This window comes from Roseivivax lentus (assembly GCF_900156805.1).
In the GTDB taxonomy this organism is placed as follows: domain Bacteria; phylum Pseudomonadota; class Alphaproteobacteria; order Rhodobacterales; family Rhodobacteraceae; genus Roseivivax; species Roseivivax lentus.
Genome location: NZ_FTOQ01000005.1, coordinates 82485 through 102237, shown reverse-complemented (window position 1 = coordinate 102237; position 19753 = coordinate 82485). Strand labels below are relative to the sequence as shown.

The window sequence follows — 19753 nt, the reverse complement described above, 5'->3', positions numbered from 1 at the left end:
CCTTTCGCGTGCCGCTTCCGGCGCGATGCGCAGAAGGCCCCGCATTCGCGCTGGCCCCGTCTCCCGCCGCGTGCCAGTGTCGCCGCAAAACCCCCTGTGCACAGGCCGCAGCATGACCGAGCCGCATCTGCTGATGATCGCCCCCGCCCCGGTGATCCGGACCGATACCGGCGTCACGCTCGACGGCAAGTTCGTCGAGGGGATGCGCCTGCAGGCGGCGCTCTGGCCCGGGACGATCCGGGTTCTGCTGCGCGAGGGCGCCCGCGACATCCCCTTCGGCGCCCGCGCCATCGACCCGGGCAGGGAGCCCTTCGAGCTGACCATCCGCCCCGCCGATGCCGCCATCCTGCCCGCCGATCTCGACGGCGTGGACATCCTGCTCTGCAGCGCCGATGACGACCGCAATTTCGGTCTGGCGGACATGGCGGTGGCCCGGGGCATTCCGCTGGTCGCGACGCTCGAATACACGCTCGAGACACGGCTGCGCATCGCGTGGCTCGACGAAAGCCGGCCCTGGCCGCGCCGCGCGATCTCGGCGCTTCGGATCGCCCTGCGCGAGCGAAACCGCCGGGGTCTTCTGGCGCGCGCCGCTGCCCTTCAGGCCAACGGCTACCCGGCCTATGCGGTTTGCCTGCGCCACGATCCCGAGGCGCTGCTCTATCTCGACAACCGCATGAGACCCGCGCTCTTTGCGACCGACGCGGAACAGGCGGCGCGCCATGCCCGGCTGAAGGCCGGCGCGCCGCTGCGGCTGGCCTATTCCGGGCGGCTCGACCCGATGAAGGGGGTGCAGGACCTCGTTCCGGTGGCCAGATCCCTTGCGTCGCGCAACGTACCGTTCACGCTCGATATTTTCGGAACCGGCAGCCTGCGGGACCGGATCGCGGCGCAGATCGGGGCGGCGGGGCTCGGCGATCGGGTCACCCTGCATGCGCCGCTCGATTTCGAGACCGGGCTCGTGCCCTGGCTGCGCGCCAATGCCGATCTCTATCTCTGCTGTCACCGGCAATCCGACCCGTCCTGCACCTATCTCGAGAACATGGGCTGCGGGCTTGCGGTGGCGGGCTATGCCAACGGCATGTGGGCGGCCCTTGCCGAGGCGTCGCAGGCCGGCTGGGCCAGCCCTTTGGGCGATGTCCCGGCGCTGGCGGCGCAGATCGCGGCCTGCGATGCCGACCGCGACGGTCTCGTCCAGGCCTCGGACCGGGCGCGCACCTTCGCTCAAGCCCATGATTTCGAGACCGAGTTCCGCGCCCGCATGCACCATCTCGCCGAGATCGCGCGCACGATGCCCGCCCGCATCTGACCGCATCCGACCGCATCCGGCCGCCGCGCGCCGCACCACGGGGGTGCGGCATTTGGGCAGGTCCGCGCGGGATTGATCTGGGTCAAGGAGGCCGGAGGGCGGGGGATGCCATAGCTGGCAAAAATCCCGGCCAAGGATTCCCTTCGCATGTCCGATCAAGGCACTGAAACCCCGCAGCTTTACGCGCCGCGTGAACCGATCTTCCCGCGCCGCGTCTCGGGCACGTTCCGCCGTCTGAAATGGTGGATCATGGGCGTGACGCTCGCGATCTATTACCTCACCCCGTGGCTGCGCTGGGATCGGGGGCCGAACCTGCCCGACCAAGCGGTGCTCGTGGACCTCGCCAATCGCCGCTTCTACTTCTTCTGGATCGAGATCTGGCCGCACGAGTTCTACTTCGTCGCGGGCCTGCTGGTGATGGCGGGGCTCGGCCTGTTCCTGTTCACCGCGGCGCTGGGCCGGGTTTGGTGCGGCTATGCCTGTCCGCAGACCGTCTGGACCGATCTCTTCATCCTCGTGGAGCGCTGGGTCGAAGGCGACCGCAATGCGCGGCTGCGCCTGCACAAGGCGCCGTGGTCGGCACGCAAATGGCGCCTGCGCCTAACCAAGTGGACGATCTGGGTCGCGATCGGCCTCGCCACCGGAGGCGCCTGGGTGTTCTACTTCACCGATGCGCCGACGCTCTTGCGCGACCTTCTGACCTTCTCGGCGCATCCCGTCGCCTATACCTCCATCGGCATCCTGACCTTCACCACGGTCGTCTTTGGCGGCTTCATGCGCGAACAGGTCTGCATCTACATGTGCCCCTGGCCGCGCATCCAGGGCGCGATGATGGATGAGGACACGCTGACCGTGGCCTACCGCGAATGGCGCGGCGAGCCACGCGGCAAGGGCCTGCGCCGCCGCCACGAGGCCGAAGAGGCCGCCCATGCCGCCGAGGACGCCGCCGTCACCCGCGCGGCCGGTCCGCAGCTCGGCGGCCGCTCGCCCGCGCTGAAGATGCCGGGCATCCCCGACACCGCCTCGGGGGCGGTGCATCACGACGGCCCGGGCGATTGCATCGACTGCAATGCCTGCGTCAATGTCTGCCCCATGGGCATCGATATCCGCGACGGCCAGCAGATGGCCTGCATCACCTGCGCGCTTTGCATCGATGCCTGCGACGAGGTGATGGAGAAGGTCGGCAAGGAACGCGGCCTCATCGACTACATCGCCCTTTCGGACGCGCCGCGGGAACGCGAAGGGCAGCCGCCGCGCTCGCTCTGGGTGCATGTTCTGCGGGCGCGCAACATCCTTTATACCGTGCTCTGGGCGGGGATCGGCCTCGGGCTCGTCTTCCTGCTCTTCATCCGCTCCGAGATCGACATCACCGTGGGCGCGGTCCGCAACCCGACCTACGTGACGCTGTCGGACGGCACGATCCGCAACGCCTACGACCTGCGCATCCTGAACAAGAACGGCGACGACCGCGTCTACCTCGTCTCGCCCGGCTTCGGCGCCAATCTCGACCTCGAGATCGAGGGCCATCCGGGCAGCACCATCCCGGTGCCCGCCAACACCACCGGCATCACGCGCATCTACTTCACCGCACCGCCGGATTCCCCCGCCGCCAATGCCGACCGGACCGAGTTCCGCATCTGGGTCGAGGATTTCCAGTCGGGCGAGCGCGCCTTCGTCGACACCACCTTCAACGGAAAGGGCCAGTGACATGACCGCTCCCGCCAAACCGCTCACCGGCCGCAAGGTCTTCGCCATCTTCGCCGCCGGGTTCTCGATCATCATCGCGGTGAACCTCACGCTCGCCGTCAATGCCGTGCGCACCTTCCCCGGCCTCGAGGTCGAGAATTCCTACGTCGCGAGCCAGGTCTTCGACAGCCGCCGCGACGCGCAGGAGGCTTTGGGCTGGCAGATCGACGCCGCCTATGCGGACGGCGCGCTGCGCATCGACATGACCGACCGCGTGGGCAACCCGGTCGCGCCCGGGGACCTGACCGTGCGCGTGGGCCGCCCGACGATGGAGGCGCAGGATCTCGACGGCCGCGCCGCGCTTGGCCGCGCGCTGCCGCTCGACCTCGCGCCCGGGCGCTGGCGGGTGGACGTGGCCGCCACCGCACCCGACGGCACGCCGGTCGAGAAGCGCATCCTTCTCTGGGTGCGCTCGTGACGGCCGCCTGTCCGGCCTGCGCGGCGCTGCCCGATCCCGCCCGCGCCGCGACCGCAGCACCGGATCTGGTGCTGCATCTGCCCGACATCCATTGCGCCGTCTGCATCGCCAGCGTCGAGGATGCGCTGAACGCCGTGCCGGGCCTCGGCGAGGCGCGGGTGAACCTGACGCTGAAGCGCGCCTTCGTCGCCTCGGGCGGCGTTTCGCCCGACACGCTGATCGACGCGCTGGCCCGCGCCGGGCATCGCGCGCAGATCTTCGATCCGGGGCTCTTGGGCGGGCAGGATCGCTCCGGGCGCGATCTTCTGATGCGCGTCGGCGTGGCGGGCTTTGCGATGATGAACGTGATGCTGCTCTCCGTCGCGGTCTGGTCGGGTGCCGATCACTCCACGGCGCTTCTCTTTCACCTCATCTCGGCGCTGATCGCCGTGCCTGCGGTGGCCTATTCCGCGCGGCCCTTCTTTGGCTCCGCGCTGGGTGCGCTCTCCGCGGGGCGGCTCAACATGGATGTGCCGATCTCCGTGGCGATCCTTCTGGCGCTTCTGGCCTCGCTCGCGGGCGCGCTTTTGGGCCATGATCGCGCGGCGTGGTTCGACGCGGCGCTGGCGCTGACCTTCTTCCTGCTGGTGGGGCGGTATCTCGATCACATGGGCCGGTCCTCGGCGCGGTCCGCCGCGGCGGAGCTGGCCGCGCTCGAGGCGCCGCAGGCCGTCCGCGTCGTCGATGGCCGCGAAGAGATCGTGCGCGCCACCGACATCCAGCCCGGCGATCTGATCCGCGTGCGCCCGGGCGACCGGCTGCCGGTCGATGGCGTGATCCTCGAGGGCGAGACCGACCTCGACCGTGCCGCGCTCACCGGGGAAAGCCAGCCCGACGCGGTGGGTGTCGGCGATGCCGTGGCCGCGGGCGAGGTGACGCTGACCGGCCCGCTGCTCGTGCGGACGCTGCGCGCGGGCGCCGATACCAGCCTGCGGCGGCTCGCCGATCTGGTGGCCGCCGCCGAGATGCAGAAAAGCCGCTATGCCGGGATCGCCGACCGCGCCGCGCGCGTCTATGCGCCGCTCGTGCACATTCTCGGCGCCGCGTCCTTCATCGCCTGGTTCTACGCCACCGCGGACGGATGGCGCGCGCTCGACGTGGCGATTTCGGTGCTGGTCATCACCTGTCCCTGCGCGCTGGGGCTTGCCGTGCCCGCGGTCTCGACCGTCACCACCGCGCGGCTCTTCCGCAAGGGGATGCTGGTCAAATCGCGCACTGCGCTCGAACGCCTGGCCGAGATCGACATGGTGGTCTTCGACAAGACCGGCACGCTGACCACGGGCCGGATGACGCTGACATCCGATCTCTCCGAGGCCGACCTGATGCTCGCGGCGGGTCTGGCCGAAGGCTCCTCGCACCCGGTGTCCCGCGCCCTCGCGGCGGCGGCGATGCGGCGGGGCGTGACGCCCGCCAAACTGTCGGACCTGCGCGAAATTCCGGGACATGGCGTCACCGCCACCACCGAGGCCGGGCCGGTCCGGCTGGGCCGGGCCGATTGGGTGGGCGCCACCGAGGGCGCCACGGCGCTGCGCCGCGCCGACGGTTCGGTCCTGCCGCTGGCCTTTTCGGAAGAGCTGCGCGCCGATGCCACCGACACCGTGGCCGCGATCCGCGATGCGGGCTACGAGGTCACGCTGCTGTCGGGCGATGCGCCCGACGCGGTGGCCCGGATGGCCCGCACCCTCGGGATCGAGACCGCCCTGCCGCGCATGTCGCCCGAGGCCAAGGCCGCATGGCTGAGTGCGGCGAAAGAGGCGGGCCGCAAGCCGCTCATGGTGGGCGACGGGCTCAACGACACCGGCGGGCTCGCGGTCGCCCATGCCTCGATCGCGCCGTCCTCGGCGCTCGATGCCGCGCGCAATGCCGCTGACCTCGTGCTCCTCTCCGATCATCTGGCGCCGGTGGCCGAGGCGTTGCGGGCGGCCAAGGTTGCAAAGGCGCGCATGAAGCAGAACATTGCGCAGGCGGTGCTTTACAACGTGGTGTCGGTGCCGGTGGCGCTGGCGGGCTTTGCGACGCCGCTTCTTGCGGCCATCGCGATGTCCACGTCGTCGGTGACCGTGTCGCTCAATGCCGTGCGGGGGCAGAAATGAACGTGCTGGTCTTCCTCATCCCGGTCTCGGTCGGCCTGGGCCTTCTGGGCCTCGCGGCCTTCGTCTGGACCATCGCCAAGGGGCAATACGACGATCCCGAAGGATCGCGTCAGCGGCCCCTCGACGACCGGTTCGACGACGCGCCGAAGCGCTAGGCTTCGGATCAGGGCGGCGACGGCCAGAGGCCGTCTTGATCCCGCGCCGGGCGCTCCGTTCGCCGACGCGACGCCAATCAGGGCTTCGCGATATAGCGATCCCGCCGGTGATTGATAGTGATGATCGCGTTCAGGATCACCGCGCCCAGCAGCGACCACATGACCTTTTCCCAGGGAAACAGGAATAGCGCGAGGGTGAACACCCCCAGATCGAAGATGAGCTGCGTATTCCCGGCCTTGATCCCGCGCGTATCCTGCAGCCAGAGCGCCACGATCCCCACGCCGCCCAGCGACGCGCCGTGCCGGAAAAGCCCCAGGAGCCCCATCCCCGCGCAGAGCCCGAACAAAGCCGCCCCCACCGCGGGATGCAGCGGCTGCACCTCGACGACGAAGGGCATGAGTTCGGCCATGACCGACATGGTGGTCACCGCGATGAAATTCTTCACCGTGAAGCGCCAGCCCATCTGGCGGATCGCCAGCACGTAGAAGGGCAGGTTCAGCACGAAGAAGACCACGCCGAAGCTCCATCCCGTCGGATAGGCCAAGACCAGCGACAGGCCCGCGACCTGGCCGGTGATCAGCTCGGAGGCGCGCAGGAACTGGATCGACAAAGCCACCAGCGTGCAGCCGATGAGCATGCCTTGCACGTCCTCGGCCAAGGTGTGCCGGTCGGGGGGCGGATCTGAGAGAAGCAACATCAGCTTGGTCTTGACGCGCGCCCGCGGAATTTCAAGGCAAGGGCCGGCTTGCACGCCTCGAAGGCGGCCCGGCTGCCGGAAAAACAGGCGCTGCGGCGCGCGCCCGGGCCTATTCCGCGGCGTCGAGCGCGCCTGCGGCGATCTCGCCGATGACCTTGGTCCAAAGCTCGGGCGGCTGCGCGCCCGGCACCGCGTGGCGTCCCGCGACGATGAAGGTCGGGACCGAGGTGATGCCCATCTCGCGCGCGGCGGCATCGCGGTTGCGCATCTCCTCGATATCGGCGTCGCTCGACAGAAGCCGGCGCACGACGCTCGCATCCATTTCGATGCCGTCGGCGATATCGGCCAGCACGTCATGGTCGCCGATATCGCGGCCCTCGACGAAATAGGCCTCGAACAGCGCCGAGACGGCGGCGACCTGGCGGTCCTCGATCCCCGCCCAATGGATCAGGCGATGGGCGTCGAGCGTGTTGGGCGTGCGCGCGATGCCTTCGAAATTGATCTCCAGCCCGGCTTCGCGGGCTTTCTCTACGACCGGCGCATAGGCCCGCACCGCGCCTTCCTTGCCGCCGAACTTGCCTTCCAGGTAGGCGCGGCGATCCATGCCCTCGGGCGCCATGTCGGGGTTGAGCTGGAAGGGATGCCAGGTGATCTCGAACGGGTGGTCGGGATGCTCCGCGAGCGCCTTGTCGAGGAAGCTCTTGCCGATATAGCACCACGGGCAGATCGGGTCGGAAAAGATGTCGAGTTTGGCCATTACGGGCCCTCCTGCGTCAGGTTTGCGCCGTCTTACCAGCCCGGGCGCGGAAATGCACGTTCGGGCGCTCAGCCCGGACCCGGCGCGCGCAGCGCTTTGCGAACGAGCTTGCCGTTGGGGTTTTTCGGCAGCGCGTCCAGCCGGTGAAAGGCGCGCGGCTGCTTGTAGCGGGCGAGCCGGGCGTCGGCCCAGTCCTGCAGCTCGGTGTCGGGCAGCGGCGCGGGCCCGGTCCAGAACAGCGCGATGATGCGCACGCCCGGCTTCACCTCGAGATCGGTCGCGCCGCATTCCTCGATGCCGGGATGGGCGAGGAAGGCGGCCTCCACCTCCACCGGCGAGACCCGGTAGCCGCCGGCATTCATCATGTCGTCGGCGCGTCCGAGATAGGTGATCTGGCCATCGTCGGCCATGGCGCCCTGATCGCCGGTCAGGAACCAGCCGTCGCGAAACCGCGCACGGGTCTCGGCCTCGGCGCCGAGATAGCCCAGCATCAGGCCGGGATCGCGCGCATCGACCGCGATCTCGCCGGGCGTGTCATGCGGCACCGGGCCCTCGGGGCCGAGGATGGCGACCCGGCGGCCCGGCTGCGGCGTGCCCGTGGCGTCCCCACGGGCCGGGCGATCGGGCGCGCCCGAGATGAAGGTCGAGCATTCGGAGAGGCCGTAAGCCTCGTAGATCGCGGTACCGGTCGCCGCGTGCCAGGCGTCGCGGATCGGGGCGGCCAGCTTTTCGCCCGCGGCCAGCCCATGCCGCAGACGCGGCAGGCCGATCTTCGCGTGATGCTTGAGGATCGACCGGTAAACACCCGGTGCCGCCGCAAAAATCGTCGCCTCGTGACGGCGCAGCAGCAGCGGTATCTGGGCATGGCTGACGCCCTCGGCGGGGATCAGCGCGGTGGCGCCGACGCTCCAGGGATCGAGGAGCCCGGTGCCGAGGGTGAAGGTCCAGTTGAACGCGCCCGCATGCAGCACCCGGTCTGCGGGCGTCAGCCCGTACCAGCCGTCGCGCATCATCCGCCGCGCCCAGATCGCGCGATGGGCATGGCAGACCGCGCGCGGCACACCCGAGGTGCCGGAGGTGTAGACGATATAGCCGAGCCGCTCGGGATCCCCGCGATGCCAGTCGCAGGGCGGCAGGTCGAACCAGCCGGCGAGGGCATCGCGGGGGATCGTCGCGATATCCGTCTCGGCGCAGGCCAGACCGTCCGCCTTCAGGATCGCGGCGGGGGAGAGCTGATCGATCATAACCGCCACTTCCGGCGCGGTCAGCTGCGCCGATGTGGGCACCGGCACGATCCCCGCGGCGATGGCGCCGAGATAGGCGATGGGAAAATCGGGCGTGTTGCCGATCCGCATGAGCACGATGTCGCCGGGCGCGAGGCCCTGCCGCAAAAGCCCGGTGCCGACGCCGCGCACCGCCGCTCGCAGCTTGCCGTAGGACCAGCGCTCGGCGCGGGAGGGACCCAGCACCGCCAGCGCGATCTTGCTGTCCGGCGCCGCGCCCGCGCCCAGCACATGCTCGGCCAGATTGAACGGCGCGGGGCAGGTCGGGGCCATGCCTTGATCGAAAACGGAGTTCATCGCGCCGTTATGCCATGGCGGCGCCTGCGCGCAAGGGCGCCGAAAACCTTTCGCATGCGAAAGAATTAATGCATATTATCAGTGAGTTAACGTGGCGACCGCGCCTCATCTGAGCCCCGCATCGGCCCGGTGCGCTGGCCCTCCTGGTCTTGCCTCTTCGCAAATACGCAATCGCGCCGCGGATCGCGGACGCGCGGTGGGGGGCTTACTCCTCCCACCACCAGACATCGGGCTGCCAGCCGAGCCAGTCGCCGTAGATCGGCAGGGCGTCGGGGAATTTCAGCTCTTTCGCATGGGCGATGCGGCTGATGTTCCACTGGTAGATCGGGATCACGTAGCGGCCGGTGGTCAGCACCCGGTCGAGCGCGCGGGTCGCGGCGATGAAGTCCTCGCGGCTTTCGGCATTGAGCATGGTGTCGATGAGCCCGTCCACGGCCGGGCTTTTCACGCCCATCCAGTTCCGCGATCCGGGCTCGTCGGCGGCCGCGGCGCCGAAATAGAGCTTCTGCTCGTTGCCGGGCGACAGCGACAGGCCGCGCTGGTAATAGGCCATGTCGAAGTCGAAATTGTTCGACCGCTCGGTATATTGCGCGGGGTCGATCACCGTGATTGTCACCGAAATCCCCATCCGTTCAAGGGCTTGCGCGAAGAGGTCGATGATCGACTGCGCCTCGGCGGAGCCCTGGGCGAGCAGCACCTCGAAGGTGAAGGGTGCGCCGTCGGGGCCGACCATCACGCCGTCCCGGACGGTGTAGCCCGCCTCTTCCATCAGCCCCATGGCGCGGCGGATATTGGCGCGGTTGCGCACCGAGCCGTCGGAGACCGGCAGCGCGTAGCCGTCGAGCGCGCCGGGCAGCAGTTCGTCGCGATAGGGCTCCAGCAGCTCGGCGACGCGGCCCGTGGCGGGGCCCGGCTCCATCCCGAGGAAGGAATTGGAGAAATAGGAGGTGATCCGCTCCTGCCGGCCGCCGGTCATGGCGTCGTTGATATATTCGAAGTTGAAGGCGTGCAGCATGGCCGCGCGCACCCGCCAGTCCGAAAAGGCCGGTTTGCGGCTGTTCATCACGAAACCGATCATGCCCGAGGGGCGCTGATGCGGAATCTCGGATTTGACCAGATCGCCCGCGCGCACGGCGGGGAAGTCGTATTGCGTCTCCCATTTCTCGGCGTTCGATTCGCGGTGCGAGTTGATGAGCCCGCCCTTGACCGCCTCGAACATGGCCTGGCTGTCGCCGAAGAATTCGAGCCGGATTTCGTCGAGATTGGCTTGACCGGCCATGAAGGGCAGATCGCGGCCCCAGTAATCGGGGTTGCGCGACAGCGTGACATAGCGGCCCGCCTCGAAATCGGTGACGCGGTAGGGGGCGGTGCCGATGGGGATCGTGCCGAGCCCCGAATCGGTGAATTCCTCCTCGGCCCATTGCGCCTTCTTCAGGATCGGGCGCAGGCCCATGATGAGCGGCAATTCGCGATCTTCGACATTGAAGGTGAAGCGAACCGAGCGCGGGCCGGTCTGTTCCATCGCGGCGATCTTGGTCCAGGCGCCGCGATAGCGCGGATGGCCTTCGGTGCCGAGCGTCTCGTAGCTCCACATCACGTCTTCGATGGTGACGGGGGTGCCGTCGGAGAATCGGGCTTCCTCGCGCAGGGTGAATTCCACCCAGGAGCGGTCCTCGGGCACCTCTATCGATTCGGCCAGCAGGCCGTAAAGCGAGAAGGGTTCGTCGTAGTTCCGGCCCATCAGGCTTTCATAGGCCAGAAAGCGCAATTGCCACGGGGTGGAGCCCTTGAGGATGTGCGGGTTGAGGCTGTCGAAGCTGCCGACCTCGCCGGTGACGATGCGCCCGCCGGTGGGGGCGTCGGGATTGGCATAGGGCAGGGCCACAAAATCCGGTGGCAAGGCGGGCTCGCCATACATAGCGATGCCATGCTGCGGCGCGGCCTCTGCGTTGCCTGCCAGAAGTGGCAGGGCCAGTGCGGCCCCGGCGACCGCGAGAGTGCGGAAAAACTGCGTGCCCATATCGGGAACAATCCCTGTTGCTCGTTATTCTGTTGCGGGCGACGGTACCGGGGAGTTCGGGGGTTATCAAACTTTTAGCTTGGCATGCGGGGTAATCTCGCTTATCAAGGAACCACTGCTCGATAGGTTTCTTGCCTGTATGAAACCTGCCTCAATAACTGAACGCCGGCCTTGTGCCGGCGTTTTTTTTGTTTGCTGCGCGCGGAATCGCTGGAACAGCGATGCGGGATCGTCCCTTGTCTTTGCATATGGCGCCGGAGGCTGCGAAACAGCGGCCAATTCCCGGGGCCCTGCGGCCATCCGCGACAAGCAAGAGAGAGGACAGAGACATGCAACTTTCCGGCAAAACCGCCATCGTGACCGGCTCCAATTCGGGAATCGGTCTGGGCGTGGCCCGGTCGCTCGCCGAGGCGGGCGCCGACGTGGTCATCAATTCCTTCACCGACAACGACGAGGATCACGCGCTGGCCGACGAGATCGCCAAGGAGTTCGGCGTCAAGGTGCGCTACATCCAGGCCGACATGTCGAAGGGCGACCAGTGCCGCGCGCTGATCGAGAAGGCGGGTGCCTGCGATATCCTGGTGAACAACGCCGGCATCCAGCATGTCGCGCCGATCGAGGAATTCCCGATCGAGAAGTGGGACGCGATCATCGCGATCAACATGTCCTCGGCCTTCCATTGCACCGCCGCGGCGCTGCCGATGATGCGCAAGGCGGGCTGGGGGCGCGTGGTGAACATCGCCTCGGCGCATGGCCTGACCGCATCGCCCTACAAGTCGGCCTATGTGACGGCCAAGCATGGCGTCGTCGGCATGACCAAGACCGTGGCACTGGAGACCGCGAAAGAGCATATCACGGTGAACGCCATCTGCCCGGGCTACGTGAAGACCCCTCTGGTGGAGGCGCAGATCCCCGATACGGCGAAAAAGTACGACATGAGCGAGGAAGAGGTGATCGAGAAGGTCATCCTCGACCGGCAGCCGTCGAAGGAGTTCGCCACGGTGGAGCAGATTGGCGGAACGGCGGTGTTCCTCTGCTCGGACGCGGCGGCGCAGATCACCGGGACGACGATCTCGGTCGATGGGGGCTGGACAGCGCTGTAAGCGGTGTCTTCTGAATGCCAGAAGGGCCCCGGGTATTTCCCGGGGCCTTTTGCGTTGAAAAAGGCGGCCGCTTGTCGAGCCGGTCGCATGGTGCCCGGTTGGAGCGACGAGGCGGCCCGAACAGCACCGAAGGTGCCGGGCCAGCGCCGGTCCGGACCCACCGGACTGGCGCTTTGGTGCCGTGGGCGCGCGGTATGATCGGCGCGATGGCATGATGAGATAAAGCGCTGAGTTCGGATGTTGCAGCGCCAGCCCGCCGGACCGGCGCTGGCCCGGCACGCAGTCGGAGCGCTTATGAAGCGACACAGGGGGCGATAAGCGCTTTAGGCACCCTTCGCGCGGCTCTCCTCGCTCAGGTCCGCCCACCAATCCGCATAGCGCGAATTCTTCGGATGCTTCCCGCCCTCGTCGGGCGCGCCGTCGTCCCACCAGACCGGTCCGCGCTCGCCGAGGTCCCGCTTGGCGGCGTCGACGGCGTCGCGGGCGGTGCGTTCCTCGGCCTCGGTCTCGGCCTGGCCGACCGCGCGGCGGGCCTGCATCAGGCGTTTGACCGCCGCCCGGCGGGTGCTGTCCGCCAAGGACGGATCGGTCTTGCGCCAGAGCCGCCCCTTGGCGACGAAATACCGCCCGTCGGGCGTTTCGGGATAGTCGCGGCGGGGCATCAGTCGTCGTCGTCTTCCTCGGCCTGCTGGCGCGCCCAGAGCTGGGCATAGCGGCCATTGGCCTCGAGAAGGGCGGTGTGGGTGCCTTCCTCGATCACCTCGCCCGCCTGCAGCACCACGATCCGGTCCGCATCGGCGATGGTCGAGAGCCGGTGCGCGATGGTCAGCACGGTGCGGCCTTCGCCGGCGCGGGCGAGGGCGGTCTGGATGCCCGCCTCGGTGTCGGTGTCGAGCGCCGAGGTCGCCTCGTCCAACAGAAGGATCGGCGGGTCCTTGAGCAGCGTCCGGGCGATGCCCACGCGCTGCTTCTCGCCGCCGGACAGCTTCAGGCCGCGCTCGCCCACCTGGGTGTCGTAGCCCTCGGGCAGGGTCAGAATGAAATCGTGGATCTGCGCGGCGCGGGCGGCGGCCTCGATCTCGGCATCGGTGGCGTTGTCGCGGCCATAGGCGATGTTGTAGCGGATCGTGTCGTTGAAGAGCACGGTGTCCTGCGGCACGACGCCGATGGCCGCGTGCAGGCTGTCGAGCGTCACGTCGCGGATGTCCTGCCCGTCGATGCGGATCGCGCCCGCCGAGACGTCGTAGAAGCGGAACATGAGCCGCCCGATGGTGGACTTGCCCGAGCCCGAGGGCCCGACCAGCGCGACGCTCTGCCCCGGGGCCACGTCGATTGAGACGCCCTTGAGGATGTCGCGGTCGGGATCGTAGCCGAAGCGGATGGCGTCGAAGGTGACCCGCCCGCCGGTGACCTCGAGCTCCGGCGCGCCCGGTTTCTCACGCACTTCGGAGGGTTGTTCGAGAAGGTCGAACATCTCGCCCATATCGACCAGCGCCTGGCGGATCTCGCGGTAGACGGTGCCGAGGAAGTTCAAAGGCGTGATGATCTGGATCATGTAGGCGTTGACCATGACGAAATCGCCCACGGTCATCTCGCCCGCCGACACGCCCATCGCGGCCATGACCATGACGATCACCAGCCCGCAGGTGATCAGCGCCGATTGCCCGAAATTGAGGAAGGCGAGCGAGGTCGCGGTCTTCACGGCGGCGGATTCGTAGCCGACCATGGCGTCGTCGTAGCGGCGCGCCTCGCGGTCCTCGGCGTTGAAATATTTCACCGTCTCGTAGTTCAGAAGCGAATCGATGGCCTTCTGATTGGCGTCGGTGTCCTGGTCGTTCATCTGCCGGCGCAGCTTCACGCGCCATTCGGTGACCTTGAAGGTAAACCAGACGTATAGCGCGATCGTGACGGCCACGACCACGAGATACCAGACATCGAAGAGCCAGAAGAGGATGATGCCGACAAGGCTGAGTTCGAGGATCAGCGGGCCGATGGAGAAGATCAGGAAGCGCAGCAGGAAATCGACGCCCTTCACGCCGCGTTCGATGATGCGCGACAGCCCGCCGGTGCGGCGGGTGAGATGGTAGCGCAGCGACAGCGCGTGAATGTGGCGGAAGGTCTGCAGCGCGAGGCGGCGCAGGGCGCGCTGGCCGACGCGGGCGAAGACCCCGTCGCGGAGCTGCTGGAAGCCCACGTTCATCAGGCGCGACACGCCGTAGGCCACCGTGAGACCGATGGCGCCCGCGCCAAGCGCCCAGGCCGGATCGAGGCCTTCGCCCGATAGCGCATCGACAGCGGCCTTGTAGAAGAAGGGCGTGACGACGGCGACGAGCTTGGCCAGCACCAGCAGCGACAGCGCGATAACCACGCGGCGCTTCACCCAGTCCTGACCCTCGGGCCAGAGATAGGGCGCGACCTTGCGGATCGTGCGCAGGCCCGAAGCGCGTTCCTCACGGGCGAGTTCGGCGGCGTCGGGTGCCTCTGCGGATTGGTCGGTCCGGTCGGTCTGGTCAGTGGTGCCATTGGCGCCGGTGGCATCGGTGGGCATCGCCCCTCCTGTCGGGTGGTTCCGGGGCGGACCTAGCGCGTCCCGCGCCGCTGCGCCAGCGTCGCGGACTTATTCGGCGGCGCGGAGCGGCACGTTCGGAGCGGCGGGATCGGCCACGGCGGCGGGCAGCGGCGCCTCTTCCCAGATGATCGTCGGGGATTTGACGCGCCGCGCCTCGCGGTTGAGCGCCCAGTCGCGGGCGGCATTGCTGGACCGGCCGAAGGACAGCCGGGCGAGAAGCCGGGCAAGCCAGCGCGCATAGGTGGTGACCCAGACGCGGATCGCCAGCATCGAGGGCGTGAAGAGCAGCGTCAGCACCGTCGCGATGCCGAGGCCGAACACGACCGCGGTCGCGAGCTGCTTCCACCAGAGTGCTGTGGGGCTGTCGATGGAATAGCCGCCCGCGAAGAAGTCGAGGCTGAGGCCGAACATCATCGGCGCCAATCCGGCCATGGTGGTGATCGTGGTCAGAAGAACGGGGCGGATACGGTCCTGCGCGGTGCGGATGATCGCCTCGATCCGCGGCATGTAGCGTTCGTATTCCTGGTAGGTGTCGATCAGCACGATGTTGTTGTTCACCACGATCCCGGCAAGTGCCACGATCCCCGTCCCGGTCATGATGATCGAGAAGGTCTGGTCCATCACAAGCATGCCGATCAGCACGCCGGTGGTGGAGAGCACGACGGCCAGAAGCACGAGCACGGCGTTGTAGAAGGAATTGAACTGCGCGAGCAGGATGATGAACATCAGCCCCAGTGCTGCCGCGAAGGCCTTGCCGAGGAAGTCCGCGCTTTCGGCCTGGTCCTCCTGGTCGCCGGTCCATTCCCAGGACAGGCCCGCGGGCAGGGGATTGGCCTCGAGCCATTGGGTCAGCGCGGCGATGCGTTCGTTGGGGTTGACCGGCAGCAGGGTCAGAGTGCCGTCCGCGATGCCGTCCGACACGCGGTCGGGGGTCACGCCCTCTTCGATTGCCAGGACCTCGTAGCGCGCCGCTTCGGCGCCGGTGACGATGGCGCCGCCGTCATGGGGCGCCTCGTCTGCGGAAAGCACGCGCAGCGTGGCCAGCGGCGCGCCGTCCGCGACCGCCTTGACGAGGTTCGGCGCCACATCGGCCTTCACGTCGAAGAAGCGCTTCTGGCCCACGCGGTTGATCTCGGCGAGCTTGGCGACCGGTTCGCGGGTGATGAAGTTCGACAGCGGCACCAGCCCGTCGCCGGTGCGCACCTTAAGCGTGTCGAGGGTCGAGAGCACGCGGTCCTCTTCGGGCAGGCGGACGCGGATGTCGATCTCTTCGTCGGAGGTGTCGACGCGCATCGTGTCGAGCAGCAGCCCGCGCGTGACGAGCTGGACCATCGCGCCCACCGTGGCCACGTCGGCGCCGTAGCGGCCGGCCTTCTCGACATCGACGTCGATCTGCCAGTCGATACCGGGCAGGGGGCGGGTATCCTCGATCAGCGTGAGGCCGGGCGTCGCGTCGAACCGTTCCCGCGCGGCGCTGGCGGCGGCCAGCAGGTCGGGCCAGTTGTCGCCGCGGATGCGCAGATGCACGGGCTTGGCCGAGGCCGGGCCCATGGCGAGGTTCAGCACCTCGGTCTCGATGCCGGGGATGGATTTCAGCTGTTCGGACAGCTCCTCGATCACGCGGTCGCCGTCGAGCTCGGGCGCGTTCTTGCGGTCCTCCCAGGGGATCGTCTCGAACTGGACCTGTCCGATCGTGTCCTTGGGGGCCTCGGCACCGCCGGTATTGCTGTCGAGCCCGCCGTCGCCCGCGAAGGCGAAGGCGTTGCGGGTGCCGGGATGGGCGATCACGATCTCCTCGGCGCGCCGGACCAGCGCGTCCTTCTCGGGCAGGCTGAGATTGCCGCGGGCGCGCACGTAGAGCAGTGCCTGTTCCGGTTCGCTTTCGACGAAGAACTCGACGCCGTTGTTGTTCTCGCCGAAATAGGAAAAGACCGAGATGACGAAGGCGATGACCAGGCCCACCGACACCAGCGGACCGATGGGGTTGCCGACGATGGCGGTGATGAACCAGCCGAAGGGCGAGCGGCGGTAGCCCGCGCGGACGCGCTTTTCCTGACGGCGGATCGCCGCGGCGCCCATCACGATGGAGGTCAGCACCGAAAAGATCAGGAAGGTCGCGACGCCGGGCATCCGGCCCGCCCAGCCCTCGGCCACGGGCGGAAAGAGGTAGGCGGGGTTCAGCACCATCATCGCGCCGACGAAGAGCCCGAGGAGCGCGACCGGCACCAGCGCCGCGCGGATCACCCAAGGGGTCGCCGCGCGAAGACCGTCGGAGGCGTGATCGAGCGCGCGGGAAAAGCGGCCCGTGACGCCGCCCATGACCGGCAGGTAGACGAGCGCCACGACCAGAGAGGCCGAGAGCACGAAGATCAGCGTGACCGGCAGCATGCCCATGAATTCGCCGGGCACACCGGGCCAGAAGAGCATCGGCAGGAAGGCGCAGAGCGTCGTCGCCGTGGAGGAGACGACGGGCCAGAACATGCGTTTGGCGGCCTCCACATAGGCCTTCATCGGGCCGGTGCCTTCGGAGATGCGCTTGTCGGCGTATTCCACGACGACGATGGCCCCGTCGACCAGCATGCCGACGGCGAGGATTAGGCCGAACATGACGATGTTCGACACCGCGACGCCCATCAGCGCGAGGAAGGCGAAACACAGAAGGAAGGAGGTCGGGATCGCGAAACCCACGAGGAAGGCGGGCCGCGTGCCGAGCGCTGCCAGCACCACGATCATCACCAGCGCGATGGCGGTCAGCACCGACCCTTCGAGCTGGCTGACCATGGAGGCCACCTGCCGCGACTGGTCGTTCGAGGTGCCCAGCGTCACGGCGGCGCGCAGTTCGGGCGGCCATTGCGCCTCGGCGGCGGCGACCTCGGCCTTCACCAGCGCGACGGTGTCGATGATGTTGAAGCCCTTGCGCTTCACCACCTGCAGCGCGATCGAATCCTCGCCGTCGAAACGCGCGGTCGAGGTGCGGTCCTCGAAGGTCAGGTTGATGGTGGCGAGATCGCCCAGAGTGACGACGCGGTCGCCGTTCACCTTCACCGGCAGGTCGTAGACGTCGCGGGCATCGTCGAAGCTGGAGGGGATCTTGACGGCGAAGGCACCGGTTTCGGTCTCGACCTCGCCCGCGGCGATGAGCTGATTGTTGTTCTGGACGACGCGGATGAGCTCATCCGCGGTGACGTTGTAGCTTTCGAGCCGAAGCGGGTCGATCACCACCTCGAGCATCTCGTCGCGATTGCCCGCGATGCCCGCCTCGAGGATCGCGTCGAGCCCTTCGAGCCGGTCCTGCAAATCCTTGGCGACCTGGACCATCGTGCGTTCGGGCACCGGGCCGGTGAGGTTCACGATGACGACGGGAAATTCGGAGAAGTTGATCTCGTTGATCGAATATTGCTCGGCCCCCGTGGGAAACTTGGCCTCGGCATTGGACATGGCGTCGCGCACATCGGCCATGATCTTGGTCTTGTCCCAGCCGAATTCGAACTCGAGGACGACGCCCGCATAGCCCTCGGCGGCGGTCGAGGACATCTGGTCGAGCCCGTCGAGATCGACGAGCTCGTTCTCCATCGGCTTGACGAGCAGCGTCTCGGAATCCTCGGCGGAGATGCCGGGGAAGGGCACCGAGACGAAGAGCGCCGGGATCTCGATATCGGGCTCGCCTTCTTTCGGTAGGGTGATGTAGGAAAACGTGCCGATGGCCAGCGAGAGCGCGATGAAGGCCAGCACCATGCGGGCGCGTTCGGAGGCCCAGTCGACGATGCCGGTCATTGGATGACCTCCTCGTAGCGGGGGGCGACGGGCACGCCGTCGGTCACGTATTCCTGGCCCAGAAGGATGACATCGACCGTATCGGGAAGGCCCGAGACGTAGATGCCGCGATTGGTGTCGCGCAGGATGCGCACGGGCATGAAGAGGGCGGTGCGGTCGTCGGTGACGGTGCGCACGCCGATCACGCCGTCATCGTTCAGCGTAAGGGCCGATTGCGGCAGAAGATGCGCGCGCTCGCCCTCGGCCTCGATGGCGATCTCTGCGGTCTGACCCGCGGAGATGCCGAGCCCGTCATTCGGCACGGTGACCTCGACCCGGAAGGTGCGGGTCATCATGTCGGCGGCGCGGGAGACGAAGGTGACGCGGCCCGTGACCTCGCCGCCCTCGGTCAGCCGGGCGCTGGCGCGGGCGCCGACCTCGACCCGGGCCACATCGGTTTCGGGCACGTAGCCCACCAGCCGGATCGGATCGAGCTGCAGGATCGTGGCGCAGGGCGTGCCGCCCTGTCCTCCCGCCTGCATGAGCGCGCCCAGCTCGGCGGTGTCGGTTTCCAGAAGACCCGCGAAGGGGGCCCGGATCTCGGTCTTCGAAAGCTCGTCCTCGGCGCGGGCGACGGCGGCCTCGGCGCTTTCGATGGCGGCCTTGCTGGTCTCGAGCCCCGACCGCGCGGCTTCGAGCCCGGCCTTGGCCGAGGAAACCGCGGCCTCGGCGGCGCGCACGGCCGAGGTGGTGGCGGCGACGCGGGTCTCGGAGGCGAAGCCCTGTTCGGAGAGCCGGTTCGCCGCGTTGGCGTTGATCCGCGCCTCGTCGAGCCCGGCTTCGGCTTGGGCCACGCGCGCCTCCCCCTCGGGGATGCGGGCGCGCACTTCGGGCACGCGGGCGCGGGCATCGGCCAGCGCGGCCTGCGCCTCGGCAAGGCCCACCTTCCGGGTGCCCGGATCGATCGCGCAGAGCAACTCGCCCGCCTCGACGAAGGCGCCCTTGCGCAGCGGATCGGAGACGATGCGGCCCGTGGTTTCGGCCATGACGTCGACGCTGCGCGCGGCTTCGGTCTCGCCGCGCAGAAGCACGCGGGCATCGACCTCCTGCGCGGTGGAGCGGCGGGCCATGACGCCGATGGCGCCGTCTTCGGGTTCAGGCTCGGCCTCGGCGGATGCGGTTTCGGTCGCCGCCTCCGCATCGACAACGGTTCCGGTCGCGTCTTCGGTTTGCCCGGTCAGCCCCGCCGGAGAGACGTCGCGCGCGAAGTCCAGCAGACGATCCCGTTCGATCACCGCGAAATACAGCACGACAGCGACCACGAGCGCGGTCAGGATGGAGAGGAGGCGCATGGCAGCGTGTCCCGAATGACGAGGGGCCGAAAGCGGGGCCCGAGAAATGAAAACCTGATCCACATACGCTGAACCGTTCGGTTCAGATTAGGTTTTGATGTGGGGTGCCGCAAGGTGAACTCAACGGTTCAGTTTCACGATCGCGCGCATTTCGGCGGATCACG

The 19753-nt window shown here is 68.0% G+C and carries 14 protein-coding genes; 6 read left to right on the top strand and 8 right to left on the bottom strand.

What is annotated here, in order from left to right:
- The first annotated feature begins 112 nt into the window (after nt 1-112).
- The 5 genes from BW990_RS10955 (at nt 113) to ccoS (ending at nt 5757) form a co-directional block, all read left to right on the top strand.
- Nucleotides 113-1306: a glycosyltransferase gene (locus tag BW990_RS10955; RefSeq protein WP_076448083.1), complete on the top strand. Its 1194-nt coding sequence runs from the start codon at nt 113-115 to the stop codon at nt 1304-1306.
- A gap of 147 nt (nt 1307-1453) precedes the next feature.
- Nucleotides 1454-3013, top strand: a complete 1560-nt coding sequence (gene ccoG, locus BW990_RS10950) for a cytochrome c oxidase accessory protein CcoG (RefSeq protein WP_076448082.1) — start codon at nt 1454-1456, stop codon at nt 3011-3013.
- A gap of 1 nt (nt 3014) precedes the next feature.
- Nucleotides 3015-3470 (top strand): FixH family protein, encoded by a 456-nt coding sequence (locus BW990_RS10945; protein WP_076448081.1) that lies wholly within the window; start codon nt 3015-3017, stop codon nt 3468-3470.
- Nucleotides 3467-5602, top strand: a complete 2136-nt coding sequence (locus tag BW990_RS10940) for a heavy metal translocating P-type ATPase (RefSeq protein ID WP_234990222.1) — start codon at nt 3467-3469, stop codon at nt 5600-5602. Before BW990_RS10945 ends, BW990_RS10940 begins: the two co-directional genes overlap by 4 nt.
- Nucleotides 5599-5757: a cbb3-type cytochrome oxidase assembly protein CcoS gene (ccoS, locus tag BW990_RS10935; protein WP_076448079.1), complete on the top strand. Its 159-nt coding sequence runs from the start codon at nt 5599-5601 to the stop codon at nt 5755-5757. The genes BW990_RS10940 and ccoS overlap by 4 nt, the downstream gene beginning before the upstream one ends.
- A 77-nt stretch (nt 5758-5834) precedes the next feature.
- Here the strand turns inward: ccoS and BW990_RS10930 are convergent, their stop codons facing one another.
- The 4 genes from BW990_RS10930 to BW990_RS10915 form a co-directional block, all read right to left on the bottom strand.
- Nucleotides 5835-6455 (bottom strand): YitT family protein, encoded by a 621-nt coding sequence (locus BW990_RS10930; protein WP_076448078.1) that lies wholly within the window; start codon nt 6453-6455, stop codon nt 5835-5837.
- 109 nt (nt 6456-6564) lie between these two features.
- Nucleotides 6565-7212, bottom strand: a complete 648-nt coding sequence (locus tag BW990_RS10925; protein ID WP_076448077.1) for a DsbA family oxidoreductase — start codon at nt 7210-7212, stop codon at nt 6565-6567.
- Between the two features lie 68 nt (nt 7213-7280).
- The gene (locus BW990_RS10920) at nt 7281-8792 is read right to left on the bottom strand and encodes a class I adenylate-forming enzyme family protein (RefSeq protein WP_076448076.1); all 1512 of its coding nucleotides are present in this window, start codon (nt 8790-8792) and stop codon (nt 7281-7283) included.
- Nucleotides 8793-8997: 205 nt separating this feature from the next.
- Nucleotides 8998-10812, bottom strand: a complete 1815-nt coding sequence (locus BW990_RS10915; RefSeq protein ID WP_076448075.1) for an extracellular solute-binding protein — start codon at nt 10810-10812, stop codon at nt 8998-9000.
- Nucleotides 10813-11141: 329 nt separating this feature from the next.
- Between BW990_RS10915 and BW990_RS10910 the strand changes: the two genes are divergently transcribed.
- On the top strand, nt 11142-11915 hold the full coding sequence (locus BW990_RS10910) for a 3-hydroxybutyrate dehydrogenase (protein WP_076448074.1): 774 nt from the start codon (nt 11142-11144) through the stop codon (nt 11913-11915).
- A gap of 323 nt (nt 11916-12238) precedes the next feature.
- On the opposite strand, the gene BW990_RS10905 is transcribed toward BW990_RS10910, so the two are convergent.
- The 4 genes from BW990_RS10905 to BW990_RS10890 all read right to left on the bottom strand — a co-directional run bounded on the left by BW990_RS10905 (nt 12239) and on the right by BW990_RS10890 (nt 19589).
- Nucleotides 12239-12577 (bottom strand): hypothetical protein, encoded by a 339-nt coding sequence (locus BW990_RS10905; protein ID WP_076448073.1) that lies wholly within the window; start codon nt 12575-12577, stop codon nt 12239-12241.
- Nucleotides 12577-14463: an ABCB family ABC transporter ATP-binding protein/permease gene (locus BW990_RS10900; RefSeq protein WP_083950560.1), complete on the bottom strand. Its 1887-nt coding sequence runs from the start codon at nt 14461-14463 to the stop codon at nt 12577-12579. Before BW990_RS10900 ends, BW990_RS10905 begins: the two co-directional genes overlap by 1 nt.
- A 69-nt stretch (nt 14464-14532) precedes the next feature.
- The gene (locus tag BW990_RS10895; RefSeq protein ID WP_076448072.1) at nt 14533-18258 is read right to left on the bottom strand and encodes an efflux RND transporter permease subunit; all 3726 of its coding nucleotides are present in this window, start codon (nt 18256-18258) and stop codon (nt 14533-14535) included.
- On the bottom strand, nt 18255-19589 hold the full coding sequence (locus BW990_RS10890; protein ID WP_076448071.1) for an efflux RND transporter periplasmic adaptor subunit: 1335 nt from the start codon (nt 19587-19589) through the stop codon (nt 18255-18257). Before BW990_RS10890 ends, BW990_RS10895 begins: the two co-directional genes overlap by 4 nt.
- Nucleotides 19590-19753 lie beyond the last annotated feature (164 nt).

Excerpts from the sequence above, each read along its gene's own strand:
- BW990_RS10895 (WP_076448072.1), bottom strand. The coding sequence starts at position 18,258 with ATGACCGGCATCGTCGACTGGGCCTCCGAACGCGCCCGCATGGTGCTG.
- BW990_RS10890 (WP_076448071.1), bottom strand. The coding sequence starts at position 19,589 with ATGCGCCTCCTCTCCATCCTGACCGCGCTCGTGGTCGCTGTCGTGCTG.
- BW990_RS10920 (WP_076448076.1), bottom strand. The coding sequence starts at position 8,792 with ATGAACTCCGTTTTCGATCAAGGCATGGCCCCGACCTGCCCCGCGCCG.
- BW990_RS10945 (WP_076448081.1), top strand. The coding sequence starts at position 3,015 with ATGACCGCTCCCGCCAAACCGCTCACCGGCCGCAAGGTCTTCGCCATC.
- BW990_RS10915 (WP_076448075.1), bottom strand. The coding sequence starts at position 10,812 with ATGGGCACGCAGTTTTTCCGCACTCTCGCGGTCGCCGGGGCCGCACTG.
- BW990_RS10930 (WP_076448078.1), bottom strand. The coding sequence starts at position 6,455 with ATGTTGCTTCTCTCAGATCCGCCCCCCGACCGGCACACCTTGGCCGAG.
- ccoG (WP_076448082.1), top strand. The coding sequence starts at position 1,454 with ATGTCCGATCAAGGCACTGAAACCCCGCAGCTTTACGCGCCGCGTGAA.
- BW990_RS10910 (WP_076448074.1), top strand. The coding sequence starts at position 11,142 with ATGCAACTTTCCGGCAAAACCGCCATCGTGACCGGCTCCAATTCGGGA.
- BW990_RS10955 (WP_076448083.1), top strand. The coding sequence starts at position 113 with ATGACCGAGCCGCATCTGCTGATGATCGCCCCCGCCCCGGTGATCCGG.
- BW990_RS10905 (WP_076448073.1), bottom strand. The coding sequence starts at position 12,577 with ATGCCCCGCCGCGACTATCCCGAAACGCCCGACGGGCGGTATTTCGTC.
- BW990_RS10900 (WP_083950560.1), bottom strand. The coding sequence starts at position 14,463 with ATGCCCACCGATGCCACCGGCGCCAATGGCACCACTGACCAGACCGAC.
- ccoS (WP_076448079.1), top strand. The coding sequence starts at position 5,599 with ATGAACGTGCTGGTCTTCCTCATCCCGGTCTCGGTCGGCCTGGGCCTT.
- BW990_RS10925 (WP_076448077.1), bottom strand. The coding sequence starts at position 7,212 with ATGGCCAAACTCGACATCTTTTCCGACCCGATCTGCCCGTGGTGCTAT.